The 24,811-nt window shown below is 62.9% G+C and carries 25 protein-coding genes, 1 tRNA gene, 1 pseudogene and 1 other annotated feature; of the genes and pseudogenes, 3 read left to right on the top strand and 24 right to left on the bottom strand.

Annotation, left to right across the window (positions count from 1 at the left end; genetic code table 11):
- Nucleotides 1-112: 112 nt before the first annotated feature.
- Both PG883_RS09920 and PG883_RS09915 read right to left on the bottom strand, forming a co-directional pair.
- A pseudogene (locus tag PG883_RS09920) lies at nt 113-982 on the bottom strand (IS4-like element IS50R family transposase); the annotation flags it as partial.
- Nucleotides 983-1,282: 300 nt separating this feature from the next.
- A tRNA-Ser gene (locus PG883_RS09915) sits at nt 1,283-1,370 on the bottom strand.
- Nucleotides 1,371-1,568: 198 nt separating this feature from the next.
- On the opposite strand from PG883_RS09915, the gene PG883_RS09910 reads away from it, so the two are divergent.
- Nucleotides 1,569-2,318 (top strand): DsbA family protein, encoded by a 750-nt coding sequence (locus PG883_RS09910; RefSeq protein ID WP_039041345.1) that lies wholly within the window; start codon nt 1,569-1,571, stop codon nt 2,316-2,318.
- A gap of 130 nt (nt 2,319-2,448) precedes the next feature.
- On the opposite strand, the gene galE is transcribed toward PG883_RS09910, so the two are convergent.
- The 20 genes from galE to PG883_RS09810 all read right to left on the bottom strand — a co-directional run bounded on the left by galE (nt 2,449) and on the right by PG883_RS09810 (nt 20,063).
- The gene (gene galE, locus PG883_RS09905) at nt 2,449-3,474 is read right to left on the bottom strand and encodes a UDP-glucose 4-epimerase GalE (RefSeq protein ID WP_052816338.1); all 1,026 of its coding nucleotides are present in this window, start codon (nt 3,472-3,474) and stop codon (nt 2,449-2,451) included.
- Between the two features lie 85 nt (nt 3,475-3,559).
- On the bottom strand, nt 3,560-4,579 hold the full coding sequence (locus PG883_RS09900; protein ID WP_111896700.1) for a hybrid-cluster NAD(P)-dependent oxidoreductase: 1,020 nt from the start codon (nt 4,577-4,579) through the stop codon (nt 3,560-3,562).
- A 100-nt stretch (nt 4,580-4,679) separates the two neighbouring features.
- Entirely contained in the window at nt 4,680-6,329 is a 1,650-nt protein-coding gene (gene hcp / locus PG883_RS09895) for a hydroxylamine reductase (RefSeq protein ID WP_111896701.1), read from the bottom strand.
- A gap of 236 nt (nt 6,330-6,565) precedes the next feature.
- A complete protein-coding gene (locus tag PG883_RS09890; RefSeq protein ID WP_010673329.1) occupies nt 6,566-7,033 on the bottom strand; it encodes a Dps family protein in 468 nt (155 codons plus the stop codon).
- Nucleotides 7,034-7,162: 129 nt separating this feature from the next.
- A complete protein-coding gene (locus PG883_RS09885) occupies nt 7,163-7,705 on the bottom strand; it encodes a DUF3833 domain-containing protein (protein ID WP_080768134.1) in 543 nt (180 codons plus the stop codon).
- Between the two features lie 11 nt (nt 7,706-7,716).
- Nucleotides 7,717-8,259 carry a chalcone isomerase family protein gene (locus PG883_RS09880; RefSeq protein WP_052816342.1) on the bottom strand — a complete coding sequence of 181 codons (543 nt, stop codon included), beginning with the start codon at nt 8,257-8,259 and terminating at the stop codon, nt 7,717-7,719.
- Nucleotides 8,216-8,434: a TIGR02450 family Trp-rich protein gene (locus PG883_RS09875; RefSeq protein WP_010673326.1), complete on the bottom strand. Its 219-nt coding sequence runs from the start codon at nt 8,432-8,434 to the stop codon at nt 8,216-8,218. Before PG883_RS09875 ends, PG883_RS09880 begins: the two co-directional genes overlap by 44 nt.
- Nucleotides 8,431-8,910 (bottom strand): DUF2878 domain-containing protein, encoded by a 480-nt coding sequence (locus tag PG883_RS09870; RefSeq protein WP_052816343.1) that lies wholly within the window; start codon nt 8,908-8,910, stop codon nt 8,431-8,433. Before PG883_RS09870 ends, PG883_RS09875 begins: the two co-directional genes overlap by 4 nt.
- Before the next feature lie 2 nt (nt 8,911-8,912).
- Nucleotides 8,913-10,169: an SAM-dependent methyltransferase gene (locus tag PG883_RS09865; protein ID WP_052816344.1), complete on the bottom strand. Its 1,257-nt coding sequence runs from the start codon at nt 10,167-10,169 to the stop codon at nt 8,913-8,915.
- Between the two features lie 106 nt (nt 10,170-10,275).
- The gene (locus PG883_RS09860; RefSeq protein WP_039041353.1) at nt 10,276-11,055 is read right to left on the bottom strand and encodes a DUF1365 domain-containing protein; all 780 of its coding nucleotides are present in this window, start codon (nt 11,053-11,055) and stop codon (nt 10,276-10,278) included.
- Complete coding sequence (locus PG883_RS09855; protein ID WP_270807163.1) at nt 11,052-12,311, bottom strand: NAD(P)/FAD-dependent oxidoreductase; 1,260 nt, start codon at nt 12,309-12,311, stop codon at nt 11,052-11,054. The genes PG883_RS09860 and PG883_RS09855 overlap by 4 nt, the downstream gene beginning before the upstream one ends.
- Nucleotides 12,308-13,042, bottom strand: coding sequence for an SDR family NAD(P)-dependent oxidoreductase (locus PG883_RS09850; protein ID WP_052815739.1), 735 nt, complete (start codon nt 13,040-13,042; stop codon nt 12,308-12,310). Before PG883_RS09850 ends, PG883_RS09855 begins: the two co-directional genes overlap by 4 nt.
- A complete protein-coding gene (locus PG883_RS09845; RefSeq protein ID WP_010673320.1) occupies nt 13,039-13,467 on the bottom strand; it encodes a nuclear transport factor 2 family protein in 429 nt (142 codons plus the stop codon). Before PG883_RS09845 ends, PG883_RS09850 begins: the two co-directional genes overlap by 4 nt.
- Before the next feature lies 1 nt (nt 13,468).
- Nucleotides 13,469-14,893, bottom strand: a complete 1,425-nt coding sequence (gene phrB / locus PG883_RS09840) for a deoxyribodipyrimidine photo-lyase (RefSeq protein WP_052815738.1) — start codon at nt 14,891-14,893, stop codon at nt 13,469-13,471.
- Nucleotides 14,890-15,777 carry a MerR family transcriptional regulator gene (locus PG883_RS09835; RefSeq protein WP_052815737.1) on the bottom strand — a complete coding sequence of 296 codons (888 nt, stop codon included), beginning with the start codon at nt 15,775-15,777 and terminating at the stop codon, nt 14,890-14,892. The genes phrB and PG883_RS09835 overlap by 4 nt, the downstream gene beginning before the upstream one ends.
- A gap of 139 nt (nt 15,778-15,916) precedes the next feature.
- On the bottom strand, nt 15,917-16,861 hold the full coding sequence (locus PG883_RS09830; RefSeq protein WP_010673317.1) for a YbgA family protein: 945 nt from the start codon (nt 16,859-16,861) through the stop codon (nt 15,917-15,919).
- A gap of 173 nt (nt 16,862-17,034) precedes the next feature.
- Nucleotides 17,035-17,664, bottom strand: coding sequence for an outer membrane beta-barrel protein (locus PG883_RS09825; RefSeq protein ID WP_039041374.1), 630 nt, complete (start codon nt 17,662-17,664; stop codon nt 17,035-17,037).
- 178 nt (nt 17,665-17,842) lie between these two features.
- On the bottom strand, nt 17,843-18,397 hold the full coding sequence (locus PG883_RS09820) for a DUF3157 family protein (RefSeq protein WP_049637018.1): 555 nt from the start codon (nt 18,395-18,397) through the stop codon (nt 17,843-17,845).
- An 88-nt stretch (nt 18,398-18,485) separates the two neighbouring features.
- Nucleotides 18,486-19,316 carry a hypothetical protein gene (locus PG883_RS09815; protein WP_041211243.1) on the bottom strand — a complete coding sequence of 277 codons (831 nt, stop codon included), beginning with the start codon at nt 19,314-19,316 and terminating at the stop codon, nt 18,486-18,488.
- A gap of 147 nt (nt 19,317-19,463) precedes the next feature.
- A complete protein-coding gene (locus PG883_RS09810) occupies nt 19,464-20,063 on the bottom strand; it encodes an HAD family hydrolase (RefSeq protein ID WP_052815736.1) in 600 nt (199 codons plus the stop codon).
- A 191-nt stretch (nt 20,064-20,254) separates the two neighbouring features.
- Nucleotides 20,255-20,388 (top strand) — a sequence feature (Phe leader region).
- A 38-nt stretch (nt 20,389-20,426) separates the two neighbouring features.
- Here PG883_RS09810 and pheA point away from each other — a divergent pair.
- Complete coding sequence (gene pheA, locus PG883_RS09805) at nt 20,427-21,599, top strand: prephenate dehydratase (RefSeq protein WP_010673312.1); 1,173 nt, start codon at nt 20,427-20,429, stop codon at nt 21,597-21,599.
- Between the two features lie 625 nt (nt 21,600-22,224).
- Here pheA and PG883_RS09800 read toward each other — a convergent pair.
- Both PG883_RS09800 and PG883_RS09795 read right to left on the bottom strand, forming a co-directional pair.
- Nucleotides 22,225-22,650: an LPP20 family lipoprotein gene (locus PG883_RS09800; protein WP_010673311.1), complete on the bottom strand. Its 426-nt coding sequence runs from the start codon at nt 22,648-22,650 to the stop codon at nt 22,225-22,227.
- 88 nt (nt 22,651-22,738) lie between these two features.
- Nucleotides 22,739-23,359, bottom strand: a complete 621-nt coding sequence (locus PG883_RS09795) for a FlgO family outer membrane protein (protein ID WP_052815735.1) — start codon at nt 23,357-23,359, stop codon at nt 22,739-22,741.
- A 265-nt stretch (nt 23,360-23,624) separates the two neighbouring features.
- Between PG883_RS09795 and PG883_RS09790 the strand changes: the two genes are divergently transcribed.
- Nucleotides 23,625-24,776 (top strand): flagellar assembly protein FlgT, encoded by a 1,152-nt coding sequence (locus PG883_RS09790; RefSeq protein WP_039041370.1) that lies wholly within the window; start codon nt 23,625-23,627, stop codon nt 24,774-24,776.
- The last annotated feature ends 35 nt before the right edge of the window (nt 24,777-24,811 follow it).

Genomic DNA, 24,811 nt, shown 5'->3' with positions numbered 1-24,811 from the left:
TAATGGTCATGGCTTCGTGCGTGGCGGTTTTGTTTGGCGATAAAATCAGATCACAATCGAAGCCATTTTTATATCTATTTCAATTGGTTGCTGCTAAAGATCCTGTACATGTGGGCGGGTTAATCTCCTCGGCCAGCACCGCGTTGAGCGTGATATTCCCCTGTTTTAGCGTGATGCGCCCACTGCGCAGGCTCAAGCTCGCCTTGCGGGCTGGTCGATTTTTACGTTTACCGCGTTTATCCACCACGCCCTTTTGCGGAATGCTGATCTGATAGCCACCCAACTCCGGTTGGTTCTTCAGATGGTCGTACAGATACAACCCAGACTCTACGTCCTTGCGTGGGTGCTTGGAGCGCACCACGAAGCGCTCGTTATGCGCCAGTTTGTCCTGCAGATAAGCATGAATATCGGCTTCGCGGTCACAGACCGCAATCACGTTGCTCATCATGCTGCCCATGCGTAACCGGCTAGTTGCGGCCGCTGCCAGCCATTTGCCACTCTCCTTTTCATCCGCGTCGGCAGGGTCATCCGGGCGCATCCACCACTCCTGATGCAGTAATCCTACGGTGCGGAATGTGGTGGCCTCGAGCAAGAGAACGGAGTGAACCCACCATCCGCGGGATTTATCCTGAATAGAGCCCAGCTTGCCAAGCTCTTCGGCGACCTGGTGGCGATAACTCAAAGAGGTGGTGTCCTCAATGGCCAGCAGTTCGGGAAACTCCTGAGCCAACTTGACTGTTTGCATGGCGCCAGCCTTTCTGATCGCCTCGGCAGAAACGTTGGGATTGCGGATAAATCGGTAAGCGCCTTCCTGCATGGCTTCACTACCCTCTGATGAGATGGTTATTGATTTACCAGAATATTTTGCCAATTGGGCGGCGACGTTAACCAAGCGGGCAGTACGGCGAGGATCACCCAGCGCCGCCGAAGAGAACACAGATTTAGCCCAGTCGGCCGCACGATGAAGAGCAGAAGTTATCATGAACGTTACCATGTTAGGAGGTCACATGGAAGATCAGATCCTGGAAAACGGGAAAGGTTCCGTTCAGGACGCTACTTGTGTATAAGAGTCAGTGTTTGCACTGACCAACAAAATAGATAGCAAGAGAGGGCCATTGGCCCTCTCTTGTTTTGGGTAACTTGAGGGAGGCGTGGCAATGAACTGTCCAAAGAAATGCTATCAAGGGGTAGGACAGCCAACACCTAATGGCATACTCACTGGCATACCAAAAATCTCAGATACAAAAAAGCCCAACCGAATCAATCAGTTGGGCTATATAGATGGCGGAGGAGGTGGGATTTGAACCCACGGATGGTCGCCCATCGCCGGTTTTCAAGACCGGTGCATTCAGCCGCTCTGCCACCCCTCCGCAGCAGTGCGACGCATATTACCCATGCCCCCAGCCCTTGTAAATCCCCACTCCGTTTGTTTGCCCATTTATTGGGCTATCTGGCGCACAAAACCGGCAAAACCGCTGCAAACCGTGCTTTTTCAAGCGGATGGCTTGACTTGAAAACAGACTCACCCACTATAGGGGCCACTACCACATCCCCAGCAAGATGGACTTATGAGAATCAAACATGCCCTGTTCGCCGCCCTGACCGGCGCGACCCTGCTTGCGGCGCCCGTGCAGGCGAGCGAGCTGACCAAGAGCGATGTCGAGCAGATCGTGCGCGACTATCTGGTCAAGAATCCGGAGATCCTGGTCGAGATGTCCAACGCCCTGCGTGCCAAGCAGGAGAGCCAGCAGGCCGAGAACGACAAGACGCTGATAGAAGCCCATGCCAAGCAGCTCTTCGCCAACCAAGATCCCGAGAGCGGCAATCCCAAGGGCAGCCTGACGGTGGTGGAGTTCTTCGACTACAACTGCGGCTACTGCAAGCGCGCTCATCCCCTCATTCAGCAACTGCTCTCTGAGGACAAGGAGATCCGCTACATCTACAAGCAGTTCCCCATCCTGAGCGAAACTTCCTACTACGCCGCCCGCGCGGCGCTGGCGGTGAAGCTCGGCCAGCCCGACAAATACCAGGCCTTCCACGACAAGCTGTACGCCCATCAGGGACCCCTCTCCGACGAAGCCCAGGTGAAAGACGTCGCCAGGGCCGCCGGCGTGGACTGGAGCAAGGTCGAGGCGAAGATCAAGGACGGCAGCATCGATCAGAATCTGGGTACCAACCGGGCGCTGGCCGAAGCCATGGCCATTTCCGGTACCCCGGCCTTTATCATCGGCGATCAGATCCTGCGCGGCGCACCGCGGGATCTGGCCAGCCTCAAGGCTATCATCAAGGATGTCCGCGCCGGCAAGAGCATTCAGTAACCCGCGCGTTGTGCATGAAAAAACGCCCCGGCATGCCGGGGCGTTTTGCTATTCAGGCTGCAAACCATCAGGCCTGATGGGTCGTCGCGAGAAGCTGTCAGCAAGGCGAAGAGCAGCGCATGACCCTTGATCACGGCTTCGCAGCAGGGCCATAACCGTTCGGGTTCTGGCTTTGCCAGCGCCAGGTATCGATCATCATCTGCTCCAGCCCCCGCTCGGCCTGCCAGCCCAGCTCGTCACGGGCCAGGGCCGGTTCAGCCCAGCACTCGGCAATGTCGCCGGGGCGACGGGGCTTGATCTGGTAGGGAATGGCACGGCCACTGGCTGCCTCGAACGCCTTGACCATCTCCAGCACGGAATAGCCCTGACCGGTGCCAAGGTTATAGGTGAAGACGCCGGTATCACTCTTGATGCGGGCCAATGCTTTGAGGTGACCGATGGCGAGATCCACCACGTGGATATAGTCGCGCACCCCGGTGCCGTCCGGGGTCGGATAGTCGTTGCCAAAGACCCCCAGCTCCTTGAGCTTGCCCACGCCGACCTGACTGATGTAAGGCAGCAGGTTGTTGGGGATGCCGTTGGGATCTTCACCGATGAGGCCGCTCTCGTGAGCACCCACCGGGTTGAAGTAGCGCAGCAGCACGATGGCCCAGCGGGGATCTGATTTGGAGAGGTCACGCAGGATCTCTTCGACCATCAGCTTGGAGCGGCCATAGGGGTTGGTGGCGCTGGTGGGGAAATCTTCCCGCAGGGGTACCGAGGCCGGATCCCCATAAACGGTGGCCGAGGAGCTGAACACCAGCCGGAACACGCCGGCCCTGGCCATCTCTTCGCACAGCACCAGGGTGCCGGTCACGTTGTTCTGATAGTAGGTGAGCGGGATCTGGCCGGATTCCCCCACCGCCTTGAGGCCGGCGAAGTGGATCACGGATACTATCCTGTGCTCGGCAAACAGCCGCTGCAGGCAGGCTCTGTCCAGAATGTCCCCTTCCACGAAGGTGACCGGCTTGCCGGTGATCCGCTCGACCCGTTTGAGCGATTCGGGGGAAGCGTTGGAGAGGTTGTCCAGTACTACGACCTGCTGCCCGGTACCAAGCAGCTCGACCAGGGTGTGGGAACCGATGTAACCGGCTCCCCCCGTCACCAGAATTGTCATTTTTTATCCCGTACTTTGCTGAAACTGGGGTTGAGTCTACCCGCACGACCCGCCCGAGAAAAGCTCGGGATACCAATGACGCCCGTCAGTACTCCAGACTCACATCCCCTCTGGCGGTGCAGGAACAGGCCAGCGCCACCCCGTTCTCGAGGTCCTGCGCGCTCAGGGTCATCACGCTCTGGCGCTCGATTTCGCCTTCCGTGGTGCAGCGACAGGCGCCGCACACCCCGGCGCGGCAAGCGGCCATCATGGTCTCCCCCGCCCCCTCCAGTGCCGCCAGCAGGGTCTGACCCGGCAGGATCTTCACCTTCTTGTCGCTCTTTTTGAGGGTCAGCCAGAAGTGGTCGCTGCCGGCCGCAACTGGCGCCGCACTCGATGTTCCAGCAGGCAGGCCGAACGACTCCTGGTGCAACTGCGCTGCCGGCAGTCCCAGCTCCGCCAGCATGGTGCAGACTGCGGTCATGTAGGGGGCAGGCCCGCACAGATAGACGTGGCGCACCAGCAGGTCTGGCGCCAGTTCCCTCAACATGTCCGGTGTGAGCCGGCCAACCCAGGGATGAGCCGTTGGCGCCTCTTCCCCTACTTTCTCCAGCACTAAAGCATGGCGCACACCGGCATGAGCCTCGGCCAGCGAAGCCAGTTCCCTTGCGAAGATCACATCCCCGGGGGTTCTGGCGCTGTGAATAAAGCGAATGTCTGCATCCGGCCGTTTGGCCAGCTCGTCCCGCAGCATGGCCCACATGGGGGTGATGCCGGAACCGGCGCTGAGCAGCAGCGGCCGCTCGCAGGGCAAAGCGGTCAGGTGGAAATCGCCGAAGGGGCCGTCTACCCGGATCTCGTCCCCCACTTGCAGGCTCTGGTGCAGATGGTGAGAGACCAGCCCCACATCCTTGATGGTGACCTGCCAGAAAGGATCCTGCGGGCTGGAGGAGAGGGTGTAGGCGCGGCAGTGAGGCTGGCCGTCAATCATCGTGTGCAGGGTGACGCACTGGCCGGCCAGCACGGAGGGCAGGTCGCCAGCCAGGGGTTCAAATTGCCAGCTCGCCACGTCGTGGGTCTCTGCCCGGCGGGCTATACAGCGCAGGCTCAAAGAGGTGGAGGTCATCGCAAGGCTCCTCTTGCTCGGAAATAGCGTTGAAAAAAGGCGAGCCATCAGGCTCGCCAAAGGCTTACAACATGCTGAGCGTGTAAGGCTGTGTCTTTGCTCAGGCCGCCAGGATCTCGGCGAGATCCGCGTCTGCCGTGGTGGTGCCTTTCAGGCCAAACTGCTCCTCCAGCACCTTGAGCAGGGCCGGGGTGAGGAAGGCCGGGGCGGTCGGGCCGGTGCGGATGTCCTTCACGCCGAGCGCCAGCAGGGTGAGCAAAATGACGATGGCTTTTTGCTCGAACCAGGAGAGCACCAGGGTCAGCGGCAGATCGTTGACGCCGCACTCGAACGCGTCGGCGAGCGCCAGGGCCAGCTGGATGGCGGAGTAGGCATCATTGCACTGACCCACGTCCAGCAGGCGCGGAATGCCGCCGATGTCGCCGAAATCGAGCTTGTTGAACTTGTACTTGCCGCAGCCCAGGGTCAGCAGCAGGCTGTCCTGCGGGATCGCCTTGGCAAACTCGGTGTAGTAGGCGCGCTCGGCACGGTCGCCGTCACATCCCCCCACCAGGAAGAAGTGGCTGATTTCGCCAGCCTTGACCTTGTCGATCACTGCGGGAGCGGCCTGCATCAGGGCGTTGCGGGCAAAACCGATGGTGATGAAGTGCTCGAGCTCAACGTGCTTGAAGCCTTCCAGCGCTTGCGCCTTGGCGATAACGACGGAGAAATCTTCCCCTTCCAGGTGGGTCACGCCCGGCCAGCCGACGATGGAGCGGGTGAAGATGCGATCGCTGTAGTTGCCCACGTTCGGGTCGATGATGCAGTTGGAGGTCATCACCACGGCGCCCGGGAAGTTGGCAAACTCCTTCTGCTGGTTCTGCCAGGCGGAGCCGTAGTTGCCCACCAGGTGCGGGTACTGCTTGAAGAAGGGGTAGGCCAGGGCCGGCAGCATCTCGCCATGGGTGTAGACGTTGATGCCAGTGCCCCTGGTCTGCTCCAGGATGAGCTTGAGATCCACCATGTCGTGGCCGGAGACCAGAATACACTTGCCCGGTACCGGAGTGACGCGTACCTGAGTCGGCTCGGGGTGGCCGAAGGCGGTGGTTTCACCGAGATCCAGCATCTCCATGATCTTGAAGTTCAGCAGGCCAATGTCCATGGCGCACTTGAACAGGGGATCCAGATCGCAGGGATCCGTGCCGAGCCAGCTCATGATGCGATGGAATTCGGCGGCGACCCCGGCATCCTGCTGATCCAGCACCCGGGCGTGTTCCATGTAGGCGGCGGCACCCTTGAGGCCATAGAGGCAGAGCAGGCGCAGCCCCATGATGTCTTCGTTGACCTCGTTTTTGCCCCGGTTGACCGCGGTCTGCGGCGCCTGGGCAAGCTGGGCCAGCAGATCGGCACCCGGCTCGAAGCGGGCGGCAGCGGGCAGTGCATCGGCCTGTACCGCCAGCGGTGCCAGCTTGGCGGCCAGTTGCTGGCGATAGGCCAGCGCCTGGTTGACGTAGGCGACGATGCGAGCGGAGTCGAAGTTGACGTTGGTGAGGGTGGCAAAGAACGCCTTGGGCACGAAAGCGTCTATTTCGCTGTCGACGATGCCGTGCTCGCGGGCCGCCAGGGCCCAGGCGCTGAGCCCTTGCAGGGTATAGATCAGCACATCCTGCAGATCAGAAGTTTCAGCCGTCTTGCCGCACATGCCTTGTGCATAGGCGCAGCCGTTGCCTGCCGGGGTACGAATAGTCTGTTCACATTGCACACAAAACATCATGTCTCTCCTAATTGGACATTTCAGTTATCTGTTTTGTGGCGATTCTATTCCCCTCCTGGAAAACTTAATAGGCATTCAATTTACCAATTAACATTTCATTGATGCAGATCAAATAGAAAAAAGCCGCCCAAATCGGGCGGCAAGCTGGTGGGAAATCAAGGAGAGACAACTCGGGTGTGCAACAACAGGGGCAATGATACGGGCCGGAGCATGGGCAGCCGGCCCCAGGTTCATCAGGCCAGATAGGCGCGCAGCATCCAGACCAGTTTTTCCTGCTGCTGCACATAGTCGGAGAGGATGGATGCAGTCCCTTCATCACCGGCATCGGCGGCCTGACCCAGGATGCGGCGCTGGGCAACCAGCAGTTCGCGGAAGCTCGCCAGCAGGGATTCCACGCAGGCACGACCGTCATGCAGCCCCTTCTGCTCGGGGATGGCGGACACCTGGATGTAGTCGCTGAAGCTGTGCAGGGGCACGCCATCCAGGGTCAGAATGCGTTCGGCCAGGGCATCGACTTTCAGCAGCAGGTCGTTGTAGATCTCTTCGAATTTCAGGTGCAGCTCGAAGAACTGGTTGCCGCGGATGTTCCAGTGGAAGCCACGGACGTTCATGTAGAGGATCTGGTAGCTGGCCAGCAGCTTGTTGAGCTCGGCGGCCAGAGCTTGTGATTGAACGGTATCAAGACCAATGGGGCTCTTCATGATTCACCTCCAGGTGGTAAGCATTATCGGGAACGGAGTCAGCTTATCCAGAAGCAGACTCAAAGGACAATCGTCTGTGCCTTGCCGATCCATAGCCAATGGCTATCGTCGGCAAAAATGCACCGGCGTTCATTGCTCAAGCCGTTCGATATAGAGGATCACCTCGCCGAGATGAATGCCGAACTTGCTGATCTTCGCGCGGTTGATCAGGCGATCGTCGTCCAGCAGATACATCCAGTCATCGAAGCTCACCCTCACCACGCTCTCATCCGGCAGAGCCAGATCGAGTTGATAACGCCAGTTGAGGGCAAAGCCCTCTGTCTTGCCTACCGCCTCCCCCACCACGTCTGAAGCCGTGCCGCGCCAGTGGCCATCCGCCCCCTTGCTCAAAAACCAGGTGCGGGTCTGCCGACGGCCATCATCGAAGTAAAACTGCTCGAACAGCTCCCCCTTGCCCTCTCGCCAGTGCCCCTGCATCTCGACCCGAAAGCGACTGGTCACTTCGCCGCTGCGGTCCGTCACCAGGCCGTGGGCCACCAGCTTGCCATTGAAGAAACGGGCGAGATCCCAGCCCGGCCGGGAGCCGCGATAATCATCAAGACCCGCGCCGCAACCAGAGAGCCACAGCAGGGGCAGCAACCAGGCAAGACGCCACCAGGAAGAGAACTTCATGGAATACTCCATCAGGATTGGCCGCGCAGGCGGCGTGTCAGAGCGGGATCCCGGCTGTCGTCAGTCAGCCAGATGGCAAGAAACGCGGGGGCGAAGGCGGGATCATCAAGAGAGCCAAGGAGGCGATCTCGCAACCAGAAGTGGCCCGCCCCCTGCTCGTCCACATAAAAAACCAGCTTGTCGCCGGGGGAGACATCCGGCCAGAGCGTGGCCAGTCGAGCCAGCCAGCGTTGGCGCTCACTCTCGCTGCCAAGGCCGAGCCGCTGCCACTCGGCGGCGGTCGCCTCCAGCAGATCCTGGCGCTCGATGGCCCTCGCGTAGGTAATGCTGAGGGCCTGCGGGTAGCGCCCCGGCTGATAGCGGCCACTCTCGCTGTAGAGGGTGGCGTCATAGAGCTTGAACCAGAGCCAGCGCATCTCCCCCTGCCCCACGGTACGCAGCCCCTGCCAGGGGGCGGCAACGCTCTGGGCGGTCGCAAGCAGTGGCAGGCTCAAGGCCGCCAGCAGCAGACTAGTTCCACCCCATGTGCCAACGGGCGGGATCCTCCAGTTCATGCCAGTCCATCTCCTGTTCCTGCAGGGTGTTGATATCCTGCATCACCACGCTCGCCAGATGCCCCTGGGCATCGCGCTGGCAGGCCACCACCAGGTAGAAACGCTCGGCCAGCTCGCACTGGCCATCCCTGGTCCACTTGGAAAACAACAAGGTGTCGGTCGAAAAGGTGTTCATCTCGTCTCACCCTCCAGCTTGACCGTTACCCACAGGAGTACGGGTAACCACCACATCCAGATCACCGCCAGCAGCACTGCGCTTGTCCAGATGCCCCAGGGTAAGTTTACTGCCCCCATGGCGGCCCCCGCCATATAGGAGGAGGCGCCCCCCACCATGCCGAACAGCCCCTGTTGCCAGCGCGGCAAGAGGCGAAGCCAGGGAAGGCCGTGGGAGAGGGTCAGGGCGAAACCGCACCAGAGCAGCAACAGCCAGAGCGGAAAACCGGACGGAAAGTGAAACAGGCCGAGGCGCCAGAGCAGGATGTCGAGCAGGCAGCCTGCCAGGGCGACCGGGATGAGGCGCCAGTCCTGCCCGCGGCGGGGGGAGAAGATGAAATGGAGCAGCAGCATCCCGAGCAGCGGGCCCGGTTGCTGCCATCTCACCGCCAGCAACCAGTAGAGGTTGAATCCCAGCAGGTGGGCCCACTGCCACATGATCAGCGACCGTGTGCCGGCAAGTCCCCGGACCAGCCATGGGGCCCCGGCTTGGCGGCCTCCAGTTGTACCAGGCTGATGGCCCGCTCCCAGAATCCCCCTTCACAGTAGGCGAAATAGAAGTGCCAGAGCCGGATGAAATCCTGGCTGTAACCGAGCTTGGGCAGCTCTGGGGCCAGCGCCAGGAAGCGTTCGCACCAGTGGGCCAGGGTACGGGCATAGTGGTGGCCGTGATCGTGCAGCCGTACCAGCTGCATGTCGGTCTCCCGCGCCAGCAGACCCGCCATCTGGGAGACGCAGGGCAGGCAGCCTCCCGGGAAGATGTAGCGCTGGATGAAGTCCACCCCGCGCAGATACTGGGCGTGACGCTGATCGGCGATGGTGATGGCCTGGATCAGCAGGCGTCCGCCGGGCTTGAGCAGGCGCGACAACTGGCGGAAATAGTCGGGCAGGAAGGCGTGCCCCACCGCCTCGATCATCTCGATGGAGACCAGCTTGTCATAGCGTCCCTCCAGCTTGCGGTAATCCTCCAGCAGCAAGGTGATGCGATCCCCCAGCCCCTCCCGCTCGATCCACGCCTTGGCATAGTCGTGCTGGGCCCGGGAGATGGTAGTGGTGGTGACCCGGCAGCCGTAGTGACGGGCCGCATAGACGGCGAGACCGCCCCAGCCGGTGCCTATCTCCAGCAGGTGGTCATCCGGCCCAAGCTCAAGCCGCTCACAGATGGTGCGCAGCTTGGCCTGCTGCCCCTCCTCCAGGGTGGCATCCGGGTGGGGATAGATGGCGCTCGAATACTGCATGTGATCGTCGAGAAAGCCCTGATAGAGGGTGTTGCCAAGGTCATAGTGGGCGGCGATGTTGGCGCGCGAACCGGTCAGGGTATTGCGATTGAACCAGTGGCGCACCTTGTTGAACGGGAAGCTGAGCCAGCCGAGGCGCCGTTCCAGGGCGTCGAGCAGCGGCAGATTGCGGGCCAGCAAGCGCACCAGTGCCACCGGCTCCGGGCTGGTCCAGAGACCCTCCACCCAGGTCTCTCCTGCGGCGATGCTGCCCCCCAGCAGCAGGCGGCGATAAAACGCCGGATCCTGCACCACCAGCTCGGCATGCAGGTCGCTGCCCGCCTTGCCGAAACGGTGGCACTCGCTGCCGTCGTGGAGCACCAGCTGGCCCTGCTCAAGGCGCGCCAGCAATTTGAGCAGCAGTTGCTTGGCCTCCTTGTCGATGAAAGAGGCAGAGAGGGTTGATTGAGCAAGTTCCATTAGCGGCTCTCCGAATGGGTCAAGAGTGAGGTCGTTCGGTTGGGATGAACCCGCACCATGGGCTGCTGACAACACCAGGAAGCGGAATTAAACGGGTGTGTCAGCGTCACGGGCGGCTCTCCGGATGGGTGAAGACGGGGGTGCGTTTGATAAAAAGGCGCAGGGCCTGCCAGTAGATCCCGAGCAGCACCTTCAGGGTCATCCAGGGCCAGCGAACCAGCAGCGCCGCCAGCCCCTTGCGCGACAGCGGCGCGCGGCGCAGGGCCAGGGTGGCGTCAAACAGCTTGCTCTCACCGGATACGGGGTGGCTCTCGATATGGATCAGCGCCTCCTCTTTCGGCGCCCGGATGCGCCAGTGGTAGCGCATCCCCAGTCCCATGAAGGGGGAGACATGAAAATCCTTGTCATGGGGGGAGAGCGCCGCCAGATCCAGCAGGTAGTAGTGGCGCTCGTTCCAGGGGGTATTGGAGACCTCCGCCAGCAGGTAGCGGGTCTCCCCCGCCCGATCGCAGAAGTAGAAATTGACCGGGCTGAAATAAAACCCGAGGCAGCGCACGTTGCCAAGGAGCAGCACCCGCCCGCCGGGCTCCGCATCCCCCCCAAGGGCCGCCACCTTGTCCCAGACCGCCTGCTTGAGGGGCCCTTCGCTGCCCCGCAGATAGTCCTCGCGGCGAAACGAGAGCAGTCCGGCCCGCTCCACGGCAAACCAGCGCCCCTGCTCAAGCCCGGGCAGTTCGTCCAGATCCAGCCCCAGCATGAAGAGGCTGTATGAAAAAGCGTGGGCCCTGGGGGCGAAGCGGCGATGGCGCACCGAGCCTTGCCAGATGGCGCTGATCCCCTCCCCCATTCCCTCGTCCCCTTGCGTCAAGGCCGCGGCGCCGCTCATAGCTCGGCCCCGAAGCGTCTGGCCACGTCCAGGGCGCTGCGCACCCCGTCCTCGTGAAAACCGTTGTACCAGTAAGCCCCGCAGAAGTGGGTGCGCTGATGGCCACAGATCTCGCCCCGTCGCTGCTGGGCGGCGATGGAGCCCTGATTGAATACCGGATGATGATAGACGAAACGGCGCAACACCTTGCTCTCGTCCACCCGTCCACGGGGATTGAGGCTGACGCAGAAGGGCGCTGGGGAGCTCACCCCCTGCAGGATGTTCATGTTGTAGCTCACCAGGGGGCGCGCCCCGTCATCCTCACCGAGCTGGTAGTTCCAGCTCGCCCACGCTTTGCGGCGCATCGGCAGGCAGGAGGCGTCGGTGTGCAGCCAGACGTCGTTGGCCTGATAGGGCATGTTCCCGAGGATGGCCCTCTCTGCGTCGCTCGCATCCGCCAGCAGGGCCAGGGCCTGATCGCTGTGACAGGCGAAGATCACCTCGTCAAAATGGGCCTCCTGCCCCTGGCTGGTGACCACGACGCCATCCGCCACCCGGCGCACCGCCTCCACCGGGGTAGCGAGGCGGATGCGCGACTGCCAGCCCGCCGTGAGCGGCCCTATGTACTCTCGCGAGCCTCCCGGGATCACATACCACTGGGGCCGGTTCGCCACCTCCAGCAGCCCGTGGTTGGCGAAAAACCGCAGGAAGAAGCTCAAGGGGAAGGCACGCATGTCCGCCAGGGTGGAGGACCAGATGGCCGCCCCCATGGGCAGGATGTAGTGGCGGGCGAAATAGTCGCTGAATTTCCCCGCCAGCAGGAAGTCCCCCAGGGTCAGCTCGGGGGTCAGCTCCCGCTGGCGATGCGCGGCCAGCCAGGCCCGCGCCTCCCGGTTGAAGCGCAGTATCTCGGCGACGAAGCGATAGAAGCGCGGGCTCAGCAGATTGCGGCGCCGGGCGAACAGGGTATCGAGGTTGTGGCCGTTGTACTCCATCCCCTCGGGACTCTTGACCGAGAAGCTCATCTCGGCGGGTTGGCGCCCCACCCCGATGCGTTCCAGCAATTTGAGGAAGTTGGGATAGGTGCGGTCATTGAAGACGATGAAGCCGGTGTCGATGGCATAGTGGCGCCCAGCCTGTTCCACCTCCACGGTGGCGGTGTGGCCTCCCAGGGTCGGCGCCGCCTCGAACAGGGTGATGTCATGCAGCTTGTGGAGCAGAAAACCGGCGGTGAGACCGGAGATACCGGAGCCGACGATGGCGATCTTTTTCTTCATGAAGGGCGTCCTTTCGAAACGAGTGTGCGGCCAAGGCGCAGCCAGAGCCCCGTCGGCAGGGCGCCGAGCAGGCGCAGCAGCCAGATGAAGCGACGGGGAAAGTGGATCTGGTGGCGACCGGCGGCAAGCCCCGTCATGATGGCGCGGGAAGCCTCTTCCACCGTCACCAGACAGGGCATGGGAAAATCATTCTTGTCGGTGAGCGGCGTCTGCACGAAGCCCGGGCGGATCAGGGTCACCCCGATGCCCTTGCTGGCCAGATCCAGGCGCAACGTATTCGCCAGATAATCGAGGGCCGCCTTGGAGGCGCCATAGGCTTCGGCCCGTGGCAGGGGCAGCCAGCTCACCGAGGAGCTGACGATGGCAAGCCGTCCACCCGCTCCCAGCCGCGGCAGCAAGGCGGCCAGGGCGTTGCCGGTGGCGATGAGGTTGGTCTCGATGACCCGGGCAAACAGGGCGCCGTCAAAGCCTTCTGCCGGATCCATGTATTCACAGTTGCCCGCATTGAGGATGAGCAGGTCGAGGGCGGGCAGGCTTGCGGCCACCCCGGCCATGGTGGCGCTGTCGCGCGCATCGAATCGCAAAGGGGTGATCCCCAGGTCGGCCAGTGCCTGCAAGCGCACTTCGTCCCGGCCACAACCCCACACCTGCCAGCCGGCGCGCCGATAATCCAGCGCCAGCTGGCGGCCGATGCCCGAGGTGGCCCCGGTGATCAGCACCCGGCCACTCATGTCCCCAGCCTCCCCTTGATGGCCCGTACCACGGGCCCCAGCAGCGGCAACTGCTCGTAGAGCATGGCCCCGAGATCGAAGTAGTCCCGGTGCAGGCACACCTTGCCCCAGGAGTCGAACGTCAGCCGGGTGGCACCCTCGACCCTGACGGCCCGGCCACCGGCAATCCTGGGGTGGGAGAAGGTCATGACCCAGGCGAGCCAGGCTTCGTTGCCCGACTGCTGCTGACTCGTTATCTCGAAACTGCACTGGGCAAGGCGCTCATAAAGGGAGGAAAAGTAGCGGGTGAGCGCGGCCAGCCCCTCTATCCGGTGCGCAGGATCGATGAAGAGCACCTCATCGGCATAGACCTCCGGCAAGCGGTGCAACTGATGTTTGTCCAGTTGCAGGTAGAGGATGACAAAGCGGGCCAGCGCGTCATTCATGCTAGTTTTTCTCCAGTTCGCGGAACATCTCGATGGCGCTCACCCGTGCAACGGCATGATCCACCATGGGGGCCGGATAATCCTGCCGCCCATTGAGCCGCAACCAGTCGTGGGGCTCGTGGAGATAGGCAGCAGGCACATCCGCCAGCTCAGTGACCCAGGTACGAATGAACTCCCCTTGTGGATCAAATCGTTGCCCCTGGGTGGTGGGGTTGAAGACCCGGAAATAGGGCGCCGCATCGGCCCCGGTCCCCGCCGCCCACTGCCAGCCACCATTGTTGGCCGCCAGATCCCCGTCGATGAGCCGACTCATGAAGTAGTCCTCCCCGAGCCGCCAGTGGATGTGGAGATCCTTGGTGAGGAAGCTCGCCACTATCATCCGCAGCCGGTTGTGCATCCAGCCGGTGGCGTTGAGGCAGCGCATGGCCGCATCGACCACGGGGTAGCCGGTGCGCCCCTCGCACCAGGCGGCGAAGGCATCCGGATCCCAGCTCCACGGCAGGGCCGCCGTCTCCGGCTTGAAGGGGCGGTTCATGGAGAGGCTCGGGATCAGCACCAGCAAGTGGCGGTAGAACTCGCGCCAGATGAGCTCGTTGAGCCAGACAAAACCGGGTTGGGCCTTCGACTGGGGCCGGTAGCCGAGACGCTGCTGCAGCGCCCCCACGCACTGGCGAGCACTGATGATGCCCGCCGCCAGATAGGGGGAGAGCACGGAGGTGCCCGCCAGCGCCGGAAAGTCCCGGGTCTCGCCGTAATCGAGCACCGCCTGATCCAGAAAAGCGTGCAATCGGCGGCTCGCCTCGGCCTCCCCCACCGGCCAGCGGGTGTCCGGCGTCAGATCCCCCAGCCCGTCGTCCACCCACTCCCGCTCGGCCAGGGGCAGCCACGGCAACGGCTCGCCGCGTGGTGCGGGGGCACGGTGAATGACGAAGCCATCCTCCTCGAGAGCCTTGAGCCAGGCGCGGCTGAAGGGGGTGAAGACCTTGAACATCTCCCCCGACCCGGTCAGTACCCGACCGGGCGGCAGCACGCAGCAGCCGTTGAACCAGTGGCTGGTCAGGCCCTGCTCCCCCAGCGCGGCGCTGACAGCGTGGTCGCGGCGCAGCTCGTCAATCTCGATGGCCTGGTTGGCGTAGAGCTGGCTCACCCCGAGCTCCCGGCAGAGCGCCGTCAGCGCCGTCGGCACCTCGGCAAAGGTCTCGACCCGCAGCAGATGAAGCGGAATGCCGAGGGCCGCCAGCTCGCGGCCCATGGCATCCACCTGTACCAGCATGAAGCGCTGGCGGACCGGGGCCAGCTTGTGCGCCTGCCACTGGGTCGGCGAGACGATGAAGAGTGCGGCGACCGGTTCATCTCCGGCGCAGGCGTGGCGCAGGGCCGGGTTGTCGGCCAGACGCAGATCGTTGCGAAACCAGACCAGCCTCATGACGGTGTTCTCCCGCCCTTGCCCTTCGCCTTGGCAGTGCGGGTCGTCGCACTGACCTCTGCCAGGGTGGCGTGCCAGTTGCGGGCACGCCGCCACGGCTCATCGTAGAGGCGTCCCAGCTCGCCAAAGAAGCGGGTACCCGCAGGCCATTCGGCGGCCTGGTCCTGCTTGCCGAGCCCGGCCCCCAGCAGGATCAGCCAGGGGGGTGTGGCGCGCCCCTCCAGCAGGGTGGCATGGCGGGGCTCCACCGCCCCCAGCAGTTGCACCTCATATCCCTGACCGATGAGCTCATACGCAGCCCAGACCAGATCCAGCGGCCCCACCTGCCCCCAGCTTGCCAGGGTGACGAGGACGCCCTTCTCCTGCTCGATGAGGTGGCGGGCGAAGCGGGTATGCAGCCAGCCGAGCCACACCTGTTGCAGCAGCTCGCCATCGGGGCGCTCGCGCCACAGCCCCAGCAGCCGCTCCACCAGGGGCTGCAGCACCCGGTTGCGCACCAGCTCGAAGGGGTAGCTCGCCAGCAGATCGCCAAGCTCGGCCTCCGCCTTGCGCTGGTTGAAGGCAAGCAGCGCCTGGCTGAACTGCTCCAGGGTCTGCTGCCAGTGATCGCTCACTGGCGCACTCTGGGGCTCGCTCAACAGCCCCTTCACCTGACCTATGCTCACTCCCCGCTCCAGCCAGCTCAGGATCTCGCCTATCTGGCGGATATCCTGCTCGCTGTAGAGGCGATGGCCCTTCTCGGTTCGGGCCGGTTGCACCAGCCCGTAGCGGCGCTGCCAGGCGCGCAGGGTGACGGCGTTGACGCCGGTGAGGCGGGAGACCTCGCGAATGGGGTAGACGCCCTCGTCGGGGAGAGGCGCGGCTGCTTGTGATTCATCAGACATGAGAGAGTCCATCAGACGTTGGGAAGAGGCCCCGGTCATCCACCAGGGCCTGCACAGAGGGTTCAGAGCCCGTAGCGCAGCTTGAGCGTGTCGGGATGAAGGTCGAGGTAGGCCTGATCGGCCAAATCCAGCCACACCTTCACAGCCCGTAACGCAATTTCAGCGTGTCGGGATGGGGATTGAGGTACACCTGCTCGGCGAGATAGGGGTTCGGGTACTCGCGCAGGTAGTGGCGGATCAGGGTAAGGGGCACCAGCAACGGGAAGACCCCGGTGCGGTACTTGTCGATGGTGTCGCACAGCTCCTGCTTCTGGGCCGGGGTCAGCACCCGCTTGAAGTAGCCCTGCAGGTGCATCAGCACATTGGTGTGGCTGCGGCGGTTGGCCCGCAGGGTCAGCGCCGCCATCAACCCCTGGATGTAGCTGTCGGCCACCTCCTGCAGGTTGGCCTTGCCAAGGTTGGCGAGCAGGCGCCCCAGCGCCCGGTAGTGGGTGGTGGCGTGGGAGAGCACCAGGTACTTGTAGCGTGAATGGAAGCGGATCAGGGCTGAGGCGGTGATCCCTCGGGCGCAAAGCTGCTGCCAGTCGTGGTAGGCAAAGACCCGCAGCACGAAGTTCTCCCGCAGGATGGGGTCGCACAGGCGGCCATCTTCCTCCACCGGCAGCAGGGGGTTGGCCTCCATCAGCGCCTTGGCGAAGAGGCCGACCCCCTCCTTGGCGCTCCCCTCGTTGTTGGCGCCATAGATGCGCACCCGCTCCATGCCGCAGCTGGGGGACTTGGCGCAGAGGATGTAGCCGGAGAGGAAGTCGAGCTGTCGTGCCTTCTGCTCGCTGAAGGCAATCAGCTTGTCGGTGACGTCGAAGCTGCCGTTGCTTGCCTCGGCCCGCACCTCGCCCTGGCGCTTCACCAGCCGGATGGCGGCGCGGGGTGCGCCCAGGCCAATGGCCATCTCGGGGCAGACGGGGTGATAGTCGAAATGGGCGCCCAGATCCCGTTCGCAGAAACTGGATCGTTTGTGGCCCCCGTCGAAGCGCACTTCCTGGCCGAGCAGACAGGCACTGATACCGACCTTGATCTTGTACATGATGAAGCCCCTTGTATAAGCCTTGAGTAAGTTATAGCAGTTATACAAAAAATTGGAAGCTGTATAACTATTGCGAACTGATACGGCCAGGGGGCGGCGGGCGGATCAGCCCCCATAAAAAAAACCCATGACCGAAGTCATGGGTAAAGGTGAAGACCCTGCAGGAAGGATGATCAGAAGCTGTATTTCACACCCAGGCTGGAGATGGAGCCTTTTTGCAGATCCCAGTTGCGATAGGTGTAGTCGGCGGTGAGGGCCAGGTTCTGGGTCAGCTTGTAGGCCGCCCCCGCCTTGAAGTCGTGCATGTCGTCGGTCATGTTGGCGTAGCGATAGCCGGTGGAGAGCTCGACGGCGCCGATGTCGTAGCGCAGGCCCACTTCTCCGTAGAGGCTGCCGCTCTTCTTGCGGGCCAGGGTATCCCAACCGGAGTGGTTCACGTCGGAGGCCAGCTCCCGTTCCAGGCTGTAGCCCATCAGGCCGGTTTCACCGTAGAGGTTCAGGCCGGTGCTGAGGGGGGTGTAGACACCCATCCCCAGGCTGGAGATGGCCATGCTGTCGTTGCCGCTGCTGCGGGAGGTGTATTCGCTGCCGATCCGGCCATAGACATTGCTGGTGAAGCTCTTGGAGAGATCCAGGCTCAGGCCGCCGAAGTCGCGGTTCTCCCCATCCTTGCCACCGATGTAGTCAGACTTGGTGTGGGCCCAGGTGGCAGATCCCTTGGCATAGCTGAAGGCATCTTGCGCCAGGACGGAGGTGGAAGAGAGACCGGCCAGAACCAGAACAGACAGTGCGATCTTTTGCATTTTGTTGACTCCATGGGTTGAGTTAGGCGGACCTAACTGGAATGGAGCCATTGTGACGGGCAAAGGGGGCAACGCCGAGGAGCAAGCTGTTGCCAAACCATGTCAGATGTAAGCGGATATTGCTGGTGGTTACCGGTGCAACACTCTGCGGGGGAGCGAGGGCTCCCCCGCCGTCATCCTAGCGGAACTCCACCTCGTCGATCTGCACCCGCACCAGCGGCTTGCCGGTGAGGCCAGCGGGTCGTGCCAGCTCGATGGCCCGGGAGGCGCGAGCCTCCCCCTTGCGCAGGTAGGAGTCAGGCAGGCGGTTCTCCCCGACCCAGAAGCGCACGGGCTCGCTCGAGAGCTGCACCCCGTCGGCGCTGAACAGGGTCAGGCTGCCGTTGACGCGCACCACGTTGCGACTGCCGGTGTTGCTCACCACGAACTGCAGGCTGAGGGGATCGTCCCCCGCCACCTGGTCCAGCTTCACCGTGATGCCGTCCCGGGTCGCCTGGGAGAGCAAGTCGGGATGGGCCATGGCCTGCTCGGTCAGCACCGGGGCCACGACACTCGCCGTCACTGCCTGACCGGCTACCGTGGCTGCCGGCTTGACCAGCAGGTATTCCCAGGTGAAATCGTCATTGAGTTGCACCTGGCGACCATCCGGCAAGGTGATCTGGTGCAGGGGAGCCGCCTCGGCCAGCAGAGGGCACAGACAGAGGGCGACCAGCAGTCGGGAGAGGGGTTTCATGGGCAGGCACTCGATAAAGGATGCGAAGGGGGCAGTATAAAGAGTCGTGCCCTCCTTGCCTATGACCCCCCTCACGTTACGCCCCGGCTCAGATGACCAGGGGGTGGGGATCCTCCAGCGTGGCCAGATCCAGGGTCACCAGATCGAACTGGGCACTCCTGAGGGCCTTCTGGATGGTGGGCTGCATGTCGAACACCAGGGCCCGCAGCCGTTCGGGCACCCGGATCCTCGCAAGGGTGGTGACCCTGTCACCCAGGGTATGGAAGAAGACCTGGGCTCCCCCCAGCCCCATGTCCACCAGCATCTGCTCGGCCATGTCGACCATCCGCAGGTGCCGCCTGTCCAGGGAGGTCATATCGACAAACCGCCGGCTCAGGCAGGCCTCCCCCACGTCTCCCCAGAGCGCCAGTTGCCGCTGGTGAAAGCCGTAGCGAAAATCCCGGTTGGTCATCCCCTGCTCGGCAAAGATCCAGAGGGTGTTGGCGGGCAGGCTGTGGAATCGGCGCAGGTACTCCCGCTTCTCCTCCACCGAGGCCGACATCAGCAGCGGCGGGCCCTCTTCATGTTCGAGCTGCTGGCAGAGGTAGCGCACCGGGTCGGTCACCTCGGCGAGGTGGCCCAGGTGGGCGCTGAAGATCATCTCGTCGGTCTTGAGCACCTGATGGGGGATGCCGTAGTGCCGGCAGTAGCGCTGTGCCCTGGCCACCGACTGGCGGCTGAGGGTGGGGTTGTCCAGGGTGATGGCGCGAAATCGCACCCCGCTGGCCCGGCACAGATCCATGCTGTAGCAGGATTCCAGTCGGCCGGAGAAGGAGACAAGCAGTTCGCTGTAACCGGCCAGGGTGTTGATGAGCCTCTGTTCCCTGGCTTGAAAGGTCTGATCGTATCCCCGATGCAGCGCAACGACATTGGCATCCATAACAACAACTCCGGATGATGAACTGGATACCATTTTGCCCGCCCCAAGCTGAATATACACTTAAAGAGTGCGGGTAAAACTGTACATTATTTGCTCCAAATCAACGCTTCCCCCACTTTTTTCGCTGCGAAGCGAAACTGGCTCCCCTCAGGCAGGCAACAACCCCTGATCGATCAGATGCGCCCGGCACCGGGCCGGATCGGTGAAGATCAGCCCCCGCAGACCGAGCGCCTCGGCCGCCGCCACGTTGGCCGGGCTGTCGTCGATAAAGAGGCACTCCCCAGCCTTGAGGTCGAACGACACCAGCAGATAACGGTAGATGTCGGGCTCGGGTTTGAGCATCCGCACCCGGGCCGACACCACCTTGCCGCTGAAGAAGCGCCAGAAGGACTGATGCTGCTCCAGCCAGTCGATGCTGGCGTGCCCCATGTTGGAGAGGGCATAGAGGGTGTGGCCTGCACCGTGCAGTTCTTCGATGAGCGCCACCATGGCGGGATCCGGCACAAGGGAGGACGGCACCGCCTGCAAGATGGCCAGATTCTCCGCCATCGACAGGCCGGTGCGCCCCTGCGCCTGACGGGCCATGGTGTGCAGAGAGAGGGTCCCCCTGTCCACCTCCAGCCAGTCCGGGTGGTTGAACAGCTGCTCCGCGATCGCTGTCGCCCCCTCGGGTCCGCGCACCCCACTCACTATGGCCACCGGATCCCAGCGCACCACCACCCTGCCCAGATCGAAGATCACCGCCATCGTCTCGTCCCCTCTATGTGTTGTTGCCACGGATGTGGTTACAGCGGTTGCCATAAACAGGGACCAGAACGACGCTCACTCTCCCCCGGCAACCCGAGCCACCACCCTGCCCCGTTCAACGCCCCCGGGCAAGTTTTACTTGCATCGCACCGCCAAATCCCTTAATGGTTATGGCGTTACATTCAGGACACGCCCATGAACACACCATTCTTCTTTGTTTTCTCGTTTACCCGGCCCACATGAGGGAAGGCCCGTCGTCACATGAACCATTCGCGTAAACAGAAACCAAAGACGAATCGAGCCTCCCCAGCGGAGGCTTTTTTTTGCACCACACACCACAGAATCACTGGATAGGGAACCACCATGGCAACGCTCGACGAGATCAGACACGACATCACCCAGTTGGATCAGGAGCTGCTCGCCCTGCTGGCCAAACGCAAGACCCTCAGCATCGAGGTCGCCCGCGCCAAGCAGGCCAATCCCCGTCCCATCCGTGACCACCAGCGCGAGCAGGACTTGCTGGTCGCCCTGATCCAGAAAGGGCGCGCCCTCGGACTGGATGCCCAGTACATCACCCGCATCTACCACACCATCATCGAAGACTCCGTGCTCTCCCAGCAGGCCTACCTGCAGAGCCTGCTCAACCCCCAGCAGCAGGAGCCCATGACCAGCGTTGCCTACCTGGGACCGCGCGGCTCCTACTCGAGCCTGGCCGCCCGCAAGTACCTGGCCCGCTACAAGGATCAGGTGATCGAGGTGAACTGCCAGAACTTCCGCGAGGTGCTGGACACCGTGGAGTCGGGCCGTGCCGCCTTCGGGGTGCTGCCCATCGAGAACACCAGCTCGGGCTCCATCAACGAGGTGTACGACGTGATGCAGCACACCACCCTCTCCATCGTGGGTGAGCTCACCTATCCCATCGAGCACTGCATCCTCACCGCCGTGCCCACTGAGATCGAACGCATCAAGACCTTCTACGCCCATCCCCAGGTGTTCCAGCAGTGCTCCCATTACCTCAGCAAGCTGGAAGGAGCGCGCCACGAGATCTGCGACTCCTCCTCTAGCGCCATGATGAAGGTGAAGGAGCTGGCAAGCCCGGAAGCGGCGGCCATCGGCAGCGCCGCCGGCGGCGAGCTCTACGGCCTGGACGTGCTGGCCGAGCAGCTCGCCAACCAGAAGGAGAACTACAGCCGCTTCATCGTGGTGGCGCGCAAGCCCATCGACGTGGCGCCCCAGATCCCGGCCAAGACCACCCTCATCATGTCCACCTCCCAGAAGCCGGGCTCCCTGGTGGAGGCGCTGCTGGTGCTGCGCAGCCACGAGATCAACATGACCAAGCTGGAATCCCGTCCGGTGCAGGGCAACCCCTGGGAGGAGATGTTCTACCTGGATGTCTCCGCCAACCTGCAGACCCCGGCCATGCAGGCCGCCCTGCTGGAGCTGACCAAGATCACCCGCTACATCAAGGTGCTGGGCTGCTACCCGAGCGAAGACGTCAAGCCGACCGCCGTGCCGCCCGTCTTGATGGGAAGCTGATGGGAAGGGGATCCCGCCCCTGCCACACAAAGGCGAGCCCCGGCTTGCCTTTGTGCTCTCTGCGCCCTCCCCGTGAGACGCGGCCCAGTCCCGCCCTTCCCTTCCGGCGTTAAACCGCCCTCCACCCCCTTCCTCGTGGACCCGGGATCCTGGCGCGGCTGTCTTTCCACTCACCATCAGGCCATCTTCCTCCCGTTGCGGCCCCCTTTTGCCGCCTGCCGGGCCTTTCTATCGTTTGGCTTTATTTAACGACATGGTGATATCGTTAGATTTCCCTAAACAAAAAAGGCCGCCATTCCGACCCCCGGGCACCTCTTGTGCGATCTCAGCCCCCTTTTTCCTCGCCACAGGCCGGATCCCGACCGGCCCATCAACTCCGTTTCTCCTGCCGAAGACCAGTTCCCCCCCAAGACGCCAACCCCGGTTATCCTCTCCAGGCGCTATACCGCCCACGCGCCAACCCCGGTTACCCTCACCGCAGGCCCTATCCCGTCCAAGGCACCAACCCCGGTGATTCCCCGCAGATCCGAGCCCTTTCCCGACCAAACAAAAAGGCGAGCCTGCGCTCGCCTTTGTCTGTGCCGTGATGAACGCCCGGCTCATGCCGGCGCCCCCCGGACCCGCCCTAGAACTGGCCCGCCATCAGCTGGTTCAGGTGATAGAGGTTGCGGGTGTCGAGCTCCAGCTCGGTGGCATAGGTGTTGCCACGGGGATAGGTCGCCACCACCCGGGCACCGCGCACCATGCCCGCCACCGACACATCCAGGGAGTTGGAGGTCTGGGTCAGGTCCTTGTAGCTGCTCTGGCCGCGCACCTGCTGGCCGTTGAGCTGCTCCGCCAGCTCCCGGTAGGCGTCCATCTTGGAGGCGCGGATCGCCTGCAACATCTTCTCGGACTGGGAGGGACCGGGCTGGATGTCGATCACCGCATACCCCACCGCCTTGAGCACCGGGAAGTCATCGGGCTTCTCGCCCACGTCATAGTTCACCACCCGGTTGCCACTGCACGCCGTCAGCAACATGGCCATCAGGCAACCCAACAAGATTTTCATCGCTGTTTCCCCGTTTTCCTGTTCACCACACCCGATGTTTCACGGCTCAATGTCAGCCAGCCCGCTTCACGCTTCATGACGCGCCACCTCAAGGGATCAGGTTGACCAGATGACCGGACGGGCTCTGGCCCCCCCGCATCAGGTAACCGCGATTGATGGAGGCCCGGCCAAAGGAGTTGCTGGCACCGGACAAATATTGTTTCGGGATCAGGCTCTGGGCCGTGGTCTCGACCATCTTGGTGCGCAGATCGATGATGCGGGCGTTGACCAGGATCCCCTGCTGATTGCGGCTGAAGGTGCCGGTCAGGATGCGGGAGATGGGCAGCCGGGACGAGAGATCCTTGTAGTTGCGGCTCATCACGAAATCCCCCTGCGGGGTCACCTGGATGTTGCCCGTGGTCTTGAAGTCCACCACCACCTCACCGCGCCGGTTCAGCTCGTAGATGAAGCTCTCCTCGATCTGCTGTCCCATCCAGTTGGTGTCCTTCAGGGTGTCGAGATCGACAAAGGAGGCGACCGCAATGGGCTCGGTCAGGGTCGTGAGGGACTTGCGCTCCATCAGCTGATCCGTCATACGGGCCACCAGCCAGTTGAGCTCCATCCCCTTAGCCGCCTGGCGAGGGTCTCCCAGCTCCCGATTGATGGGGTCGGCCGACCCGCAACCGACCAATGCCAGCGCCACCGCCAGCACCGTGATAACTCTCTTCATGGATACCTTTCCTGTATCTGCACCTGACCTGTTATCGGTCGCAACCGCCAACACTTGAGGCGGGAATGCGCGCAGGATCCTCGATGATCCCCGGGCAAAGGCGCGCACTGTGCCACCGGAGCCCGCCGTACGGGCTCCGGCCAGGGAAGAAGGCATGGTTCTTGCTTTTATTTGGTCACCCGCTCCGGTGCAGACCGGATCTGTGTCCAGGATCCCTGACCCGCCCCACCGGCGGCAGCGGGGTCGCCCACTCAAGGTGTTTGTTATGAAAGTTTCGCTGCTGTTCACCCTGCTGCTGGCCAGCCTGTCGGCCAGGGCCGAACTTATCGAGGCCCAGGGCAGTGCCGCCATTCTGGGGGGCGACGAGGTCTACGCCCGCGAGCAGGCGACCCGGGATGCCCTGCGCCAGGCGCTGCTGGCCAGCGGTGCCTCCGTCTCCAGCATCCAGCGCCTGGAAAACGGCAGCCTGCGCTCCGAGCAGATCCAGATCCGCTCCGGCGGCGACATCCGCCAGTACCGCCTCAAGCGCGAAGAGGTGCGCAACGGCCGCATGTACATCACCCTCGTGGCCGACATCCAGGCGGAGCGGCAGATCTGCCAGACCCAGCACTACGCCAAGGATTTGACGCTGGTGCGCCTGCGCATGCGCTACCCGGACCAGGCGAGCACCGGTGCCCTGGACGACATGCCCGCCGATCTCTCCCGCCGGCTGTTTGAAACCCTGGCGACGACGCCCCAGGTGGTCGCTCGCCAGTGGCTGGACGAGAATCTGCGCATCGACCCTCTCCATCTGCAACAGGGGGATCGCAGCGCCCTCGAGGAGATCAAGGCCCTGAGCCTGCGCACCGACAGCCAGTATCTGGTGCTCGGCAGCATCGACGACCTCTCCCTCGAGCCCCAGGGCAACGCCCTCACCAGCTGGTATGAGGATCCCGTGCGCAATTTCTCCATGCAGCTCTACCTGTTCGACGGCATCAACGGCAGCCTGCTCGGCCGCAAGGAGTACAAGGGCCGCGCCAACTGGACCTTCTCCAAGCGGGAACAGGTGGGCAGCAGCGGCGGCCAGTTCTGGCAGTCGAGCTTTGGCCAGGAGGTGGGCTACCAGTTGAAGGAGGCGGCCCAGGACATCGCCGCCGAACTCGCCTGTGCCCCCGTCACCGCCCGGATCGTGGCCCAGCACGAGCGCGGCCCCCACATCAACCTGGGCCGTCGCAACGGGGTCAAGCTCGGGGACCAGTTCCGGGTCCAGCACAGCGCCGACTTCGTCGACCCCTATGGCAAGTCCAGGGTGATGCGCAACCCCGCAGACGGTCTGTTCGAGGTGGTGCAGGTGTTCGAGGATGGCGCCATCATCAGCAGTCAGAACAAATATTCGCCGTTCAATGTCCAAATCGGTGACCTGGCCGTATTGGAATAGGAATCAAGGGTTTAAAAGCACAATGCTTCTTGTAT

This window comes from Aeromonas sp. QDB25, assembly GCF_027707725.1.
Lineage (GTDB): Bacteria > Pseudomonadota > Gammaproteobacteria > Enterobacterales > Aeromonadaceae > Aeromonas > Aeromonas caviae.
The sequence above is the reverse complement of the archived record's forward strand: the minus strand, read 5'-3'. Positions and strand labels throughout refer to the sequence as shown.

Excerpts from the sequence above, each read along its gene's own strand:
- PG883_RS09790 (WP_039041370.1), top strand. The coding sequence starts at position 23,625 with ATGAAAGTTTCGCTGCTGTTCACCCTGCTGCTGGCCAGCCTGTCGGCC.
- PG883_RS09900 (WP_111896700.1), bottom strand. The coding sequence starts at position 4,579 with ATGACCTCCACCTCTTTGAGCCTGCGCTGTATAGCCCGCCGGGCAGAG.
- PG883_RS09825 (WP_039041374.1), bottom strand. The coding sequence starts at position 17,664 with ATGCAAAAGATCGCACTGTCTGTTCTGGTTCTGGCCGGTCTCTCTTCC.
- PG883_RS09830 (WP_010673317.1), bottom strand. The coding sequence starts at position 16,861 with ATGTACAAGATCAAGGTCGGTATCAGTGCCTGTCTGCTCGGCCAGGAA.
- galE (WP_052816338.1), bottom strand. The coding sequence starts at position 3,474 with ATGACAATTCTGGTGACGGGGGGAGCCGGTTACATCGGTTCCCACACC.
- hcp (WP_111896701.1), bottom strand. The coding sequence starts at position 6,329 with ATGTTTTGTGTGCAATGTGAACAGACTATTCGTACCCCGGCAGGCAAC.
- PG883_RS09880 (WP_052816342.1), bottom strand. The coding sequence starts at position 8,259 with ATGAACTGGAGGATCCCGCCCGTTGGCACATGGGGTGGAACTAGTCTG.
- PG883_RS09815 (WP_041211243.1), bottom strand. The coding sequence starts at position 19,316 with ATGGATGCCAATGTCGTTGCGCTGCATCGGGGATACGATCAGACCTTT.
- pheA (WP_010673312.1), top strand. The coding sequence starts at position 20,427 with ATGGCAACGCTCGACGAGATCAGACACGACATCACCCAGTTGGATCAG.
- phrB (WP_052815738.1), bottom strand. The coding sequence starts at position 14,893 with ATGAGGCTGGTCTGGTTTCGCAACGATCTGCGTCTGGCCGACAACCCG.
- PG883_RS09875 (WP_010673326.1), bottom strand. The coding sequence starts at position 8,434 with ATGAACACCTTTTCGACCGACACCTTGTTGTTTTCCAAGTGGACCAGG.
- PG883_RS09800 (WP_010673311.1), bottom strand. The coding sequence starts at position 22,650 with ATGAAAATCTTGTTGGGTTGCCTGATGGCCATGTTGCTGACGGCGTGC.
- PG883_RS09810 (WP_052815736.1), bottom strand. The coding sequence starts at position 20,063 with ATGGCGGTGATCTTCGATCTGGGCAGGGTGGTGGTGCGCTGGGATCCG.
- PG883_RS09890 (WP_010673329.1), bottom strand. The coding sequence starts at position 7,033 with ATGAAGAGCCCCATTGGTCTTGATACCGTTCAATCACAAGCTCTGGCC.
- PG883_RS09855 (WP_270807163.1), bottom strand. The coding sequence starts at position 12,311 with ATGAAGAAAAAGATCGCCATCGTCGGCTCCGGTATCTCCGGTCTCACC.
- PG883_RS09850 (WP_052815739.1), bottom strand. The coding sequence starts at position 13,042 with ATGAGTGGCCGGGTGCTGATCACCGGGGCCACCTCGGGCATCGGCCGC.
- PG883_RS09865 (WP_052816344.1), bottom strand. The coding sequence starts at position 10,169 with ATGGAACTTGCTCAATCAACCCTCTCTGCCTCTTTCATCGACAAGGAG.
- PG883_RS09835 (WP_052815737.1), bottom strand. The coding sequence starts at position 15,777 with ATGTCTGATGAATCACAAGCAGCCGCGCCTCTCCCCGACGAGGGCGTC.
- PG883_RS09795 (WP_052815735.1), bottom strand. The coding sequence starts at position 23,359 with ATGAAGAGAGTTATCACGGTGCTGGCGGTGGCGCTGGCATTGGTCGGT.
- PG883_RS09820 (WP_049637018.1), bottom strand. The coding sequence starts at position 18,397 with ATGAAACCCCTCTCCCGACTGCTGGTCGCCCTCTGTCTGTGCCCTCTG.
- PG883_RS09845 (WP_010673320.1), bottom strand. The coding sequence starts at position 13,467 with ATGAATGACGCGCTGGCCCGCTTTGTCATCCTCTACCTGCAACTGGAC.
- PG883_RS09910 (WP_039041345.1), top strand. The coding sequence starts at position 1,569 with ATGAGAATCAAACATGCCCTGTTCGCCGCCCTGACCGGCGCGACCCTG.
- PG883_RS09870 (WP_052816343.1), bottom strand. The coding sequence starts at position 8,910 with ATGTGGCAGTGGGCCCACCTGCTGGGATTCAACCTCTACTGGTTGCTG.
- PG883_RS09885 (WP_080768134.1), bottom strand. The coding sequence starts at position 7,705 with ATGAAGTTCTCTTCCTGGTGGCGTCTTGCCTGGTTGCTGCCCCTGCTG.
- PG883_RS09860 (WP_039041353.1), bottom strand. The coding sequence starts at position 11,055 with ATGAGCGGCGCCGCGGCCTTGACGCAAGGGGACGAGGGAATGGGGGAG.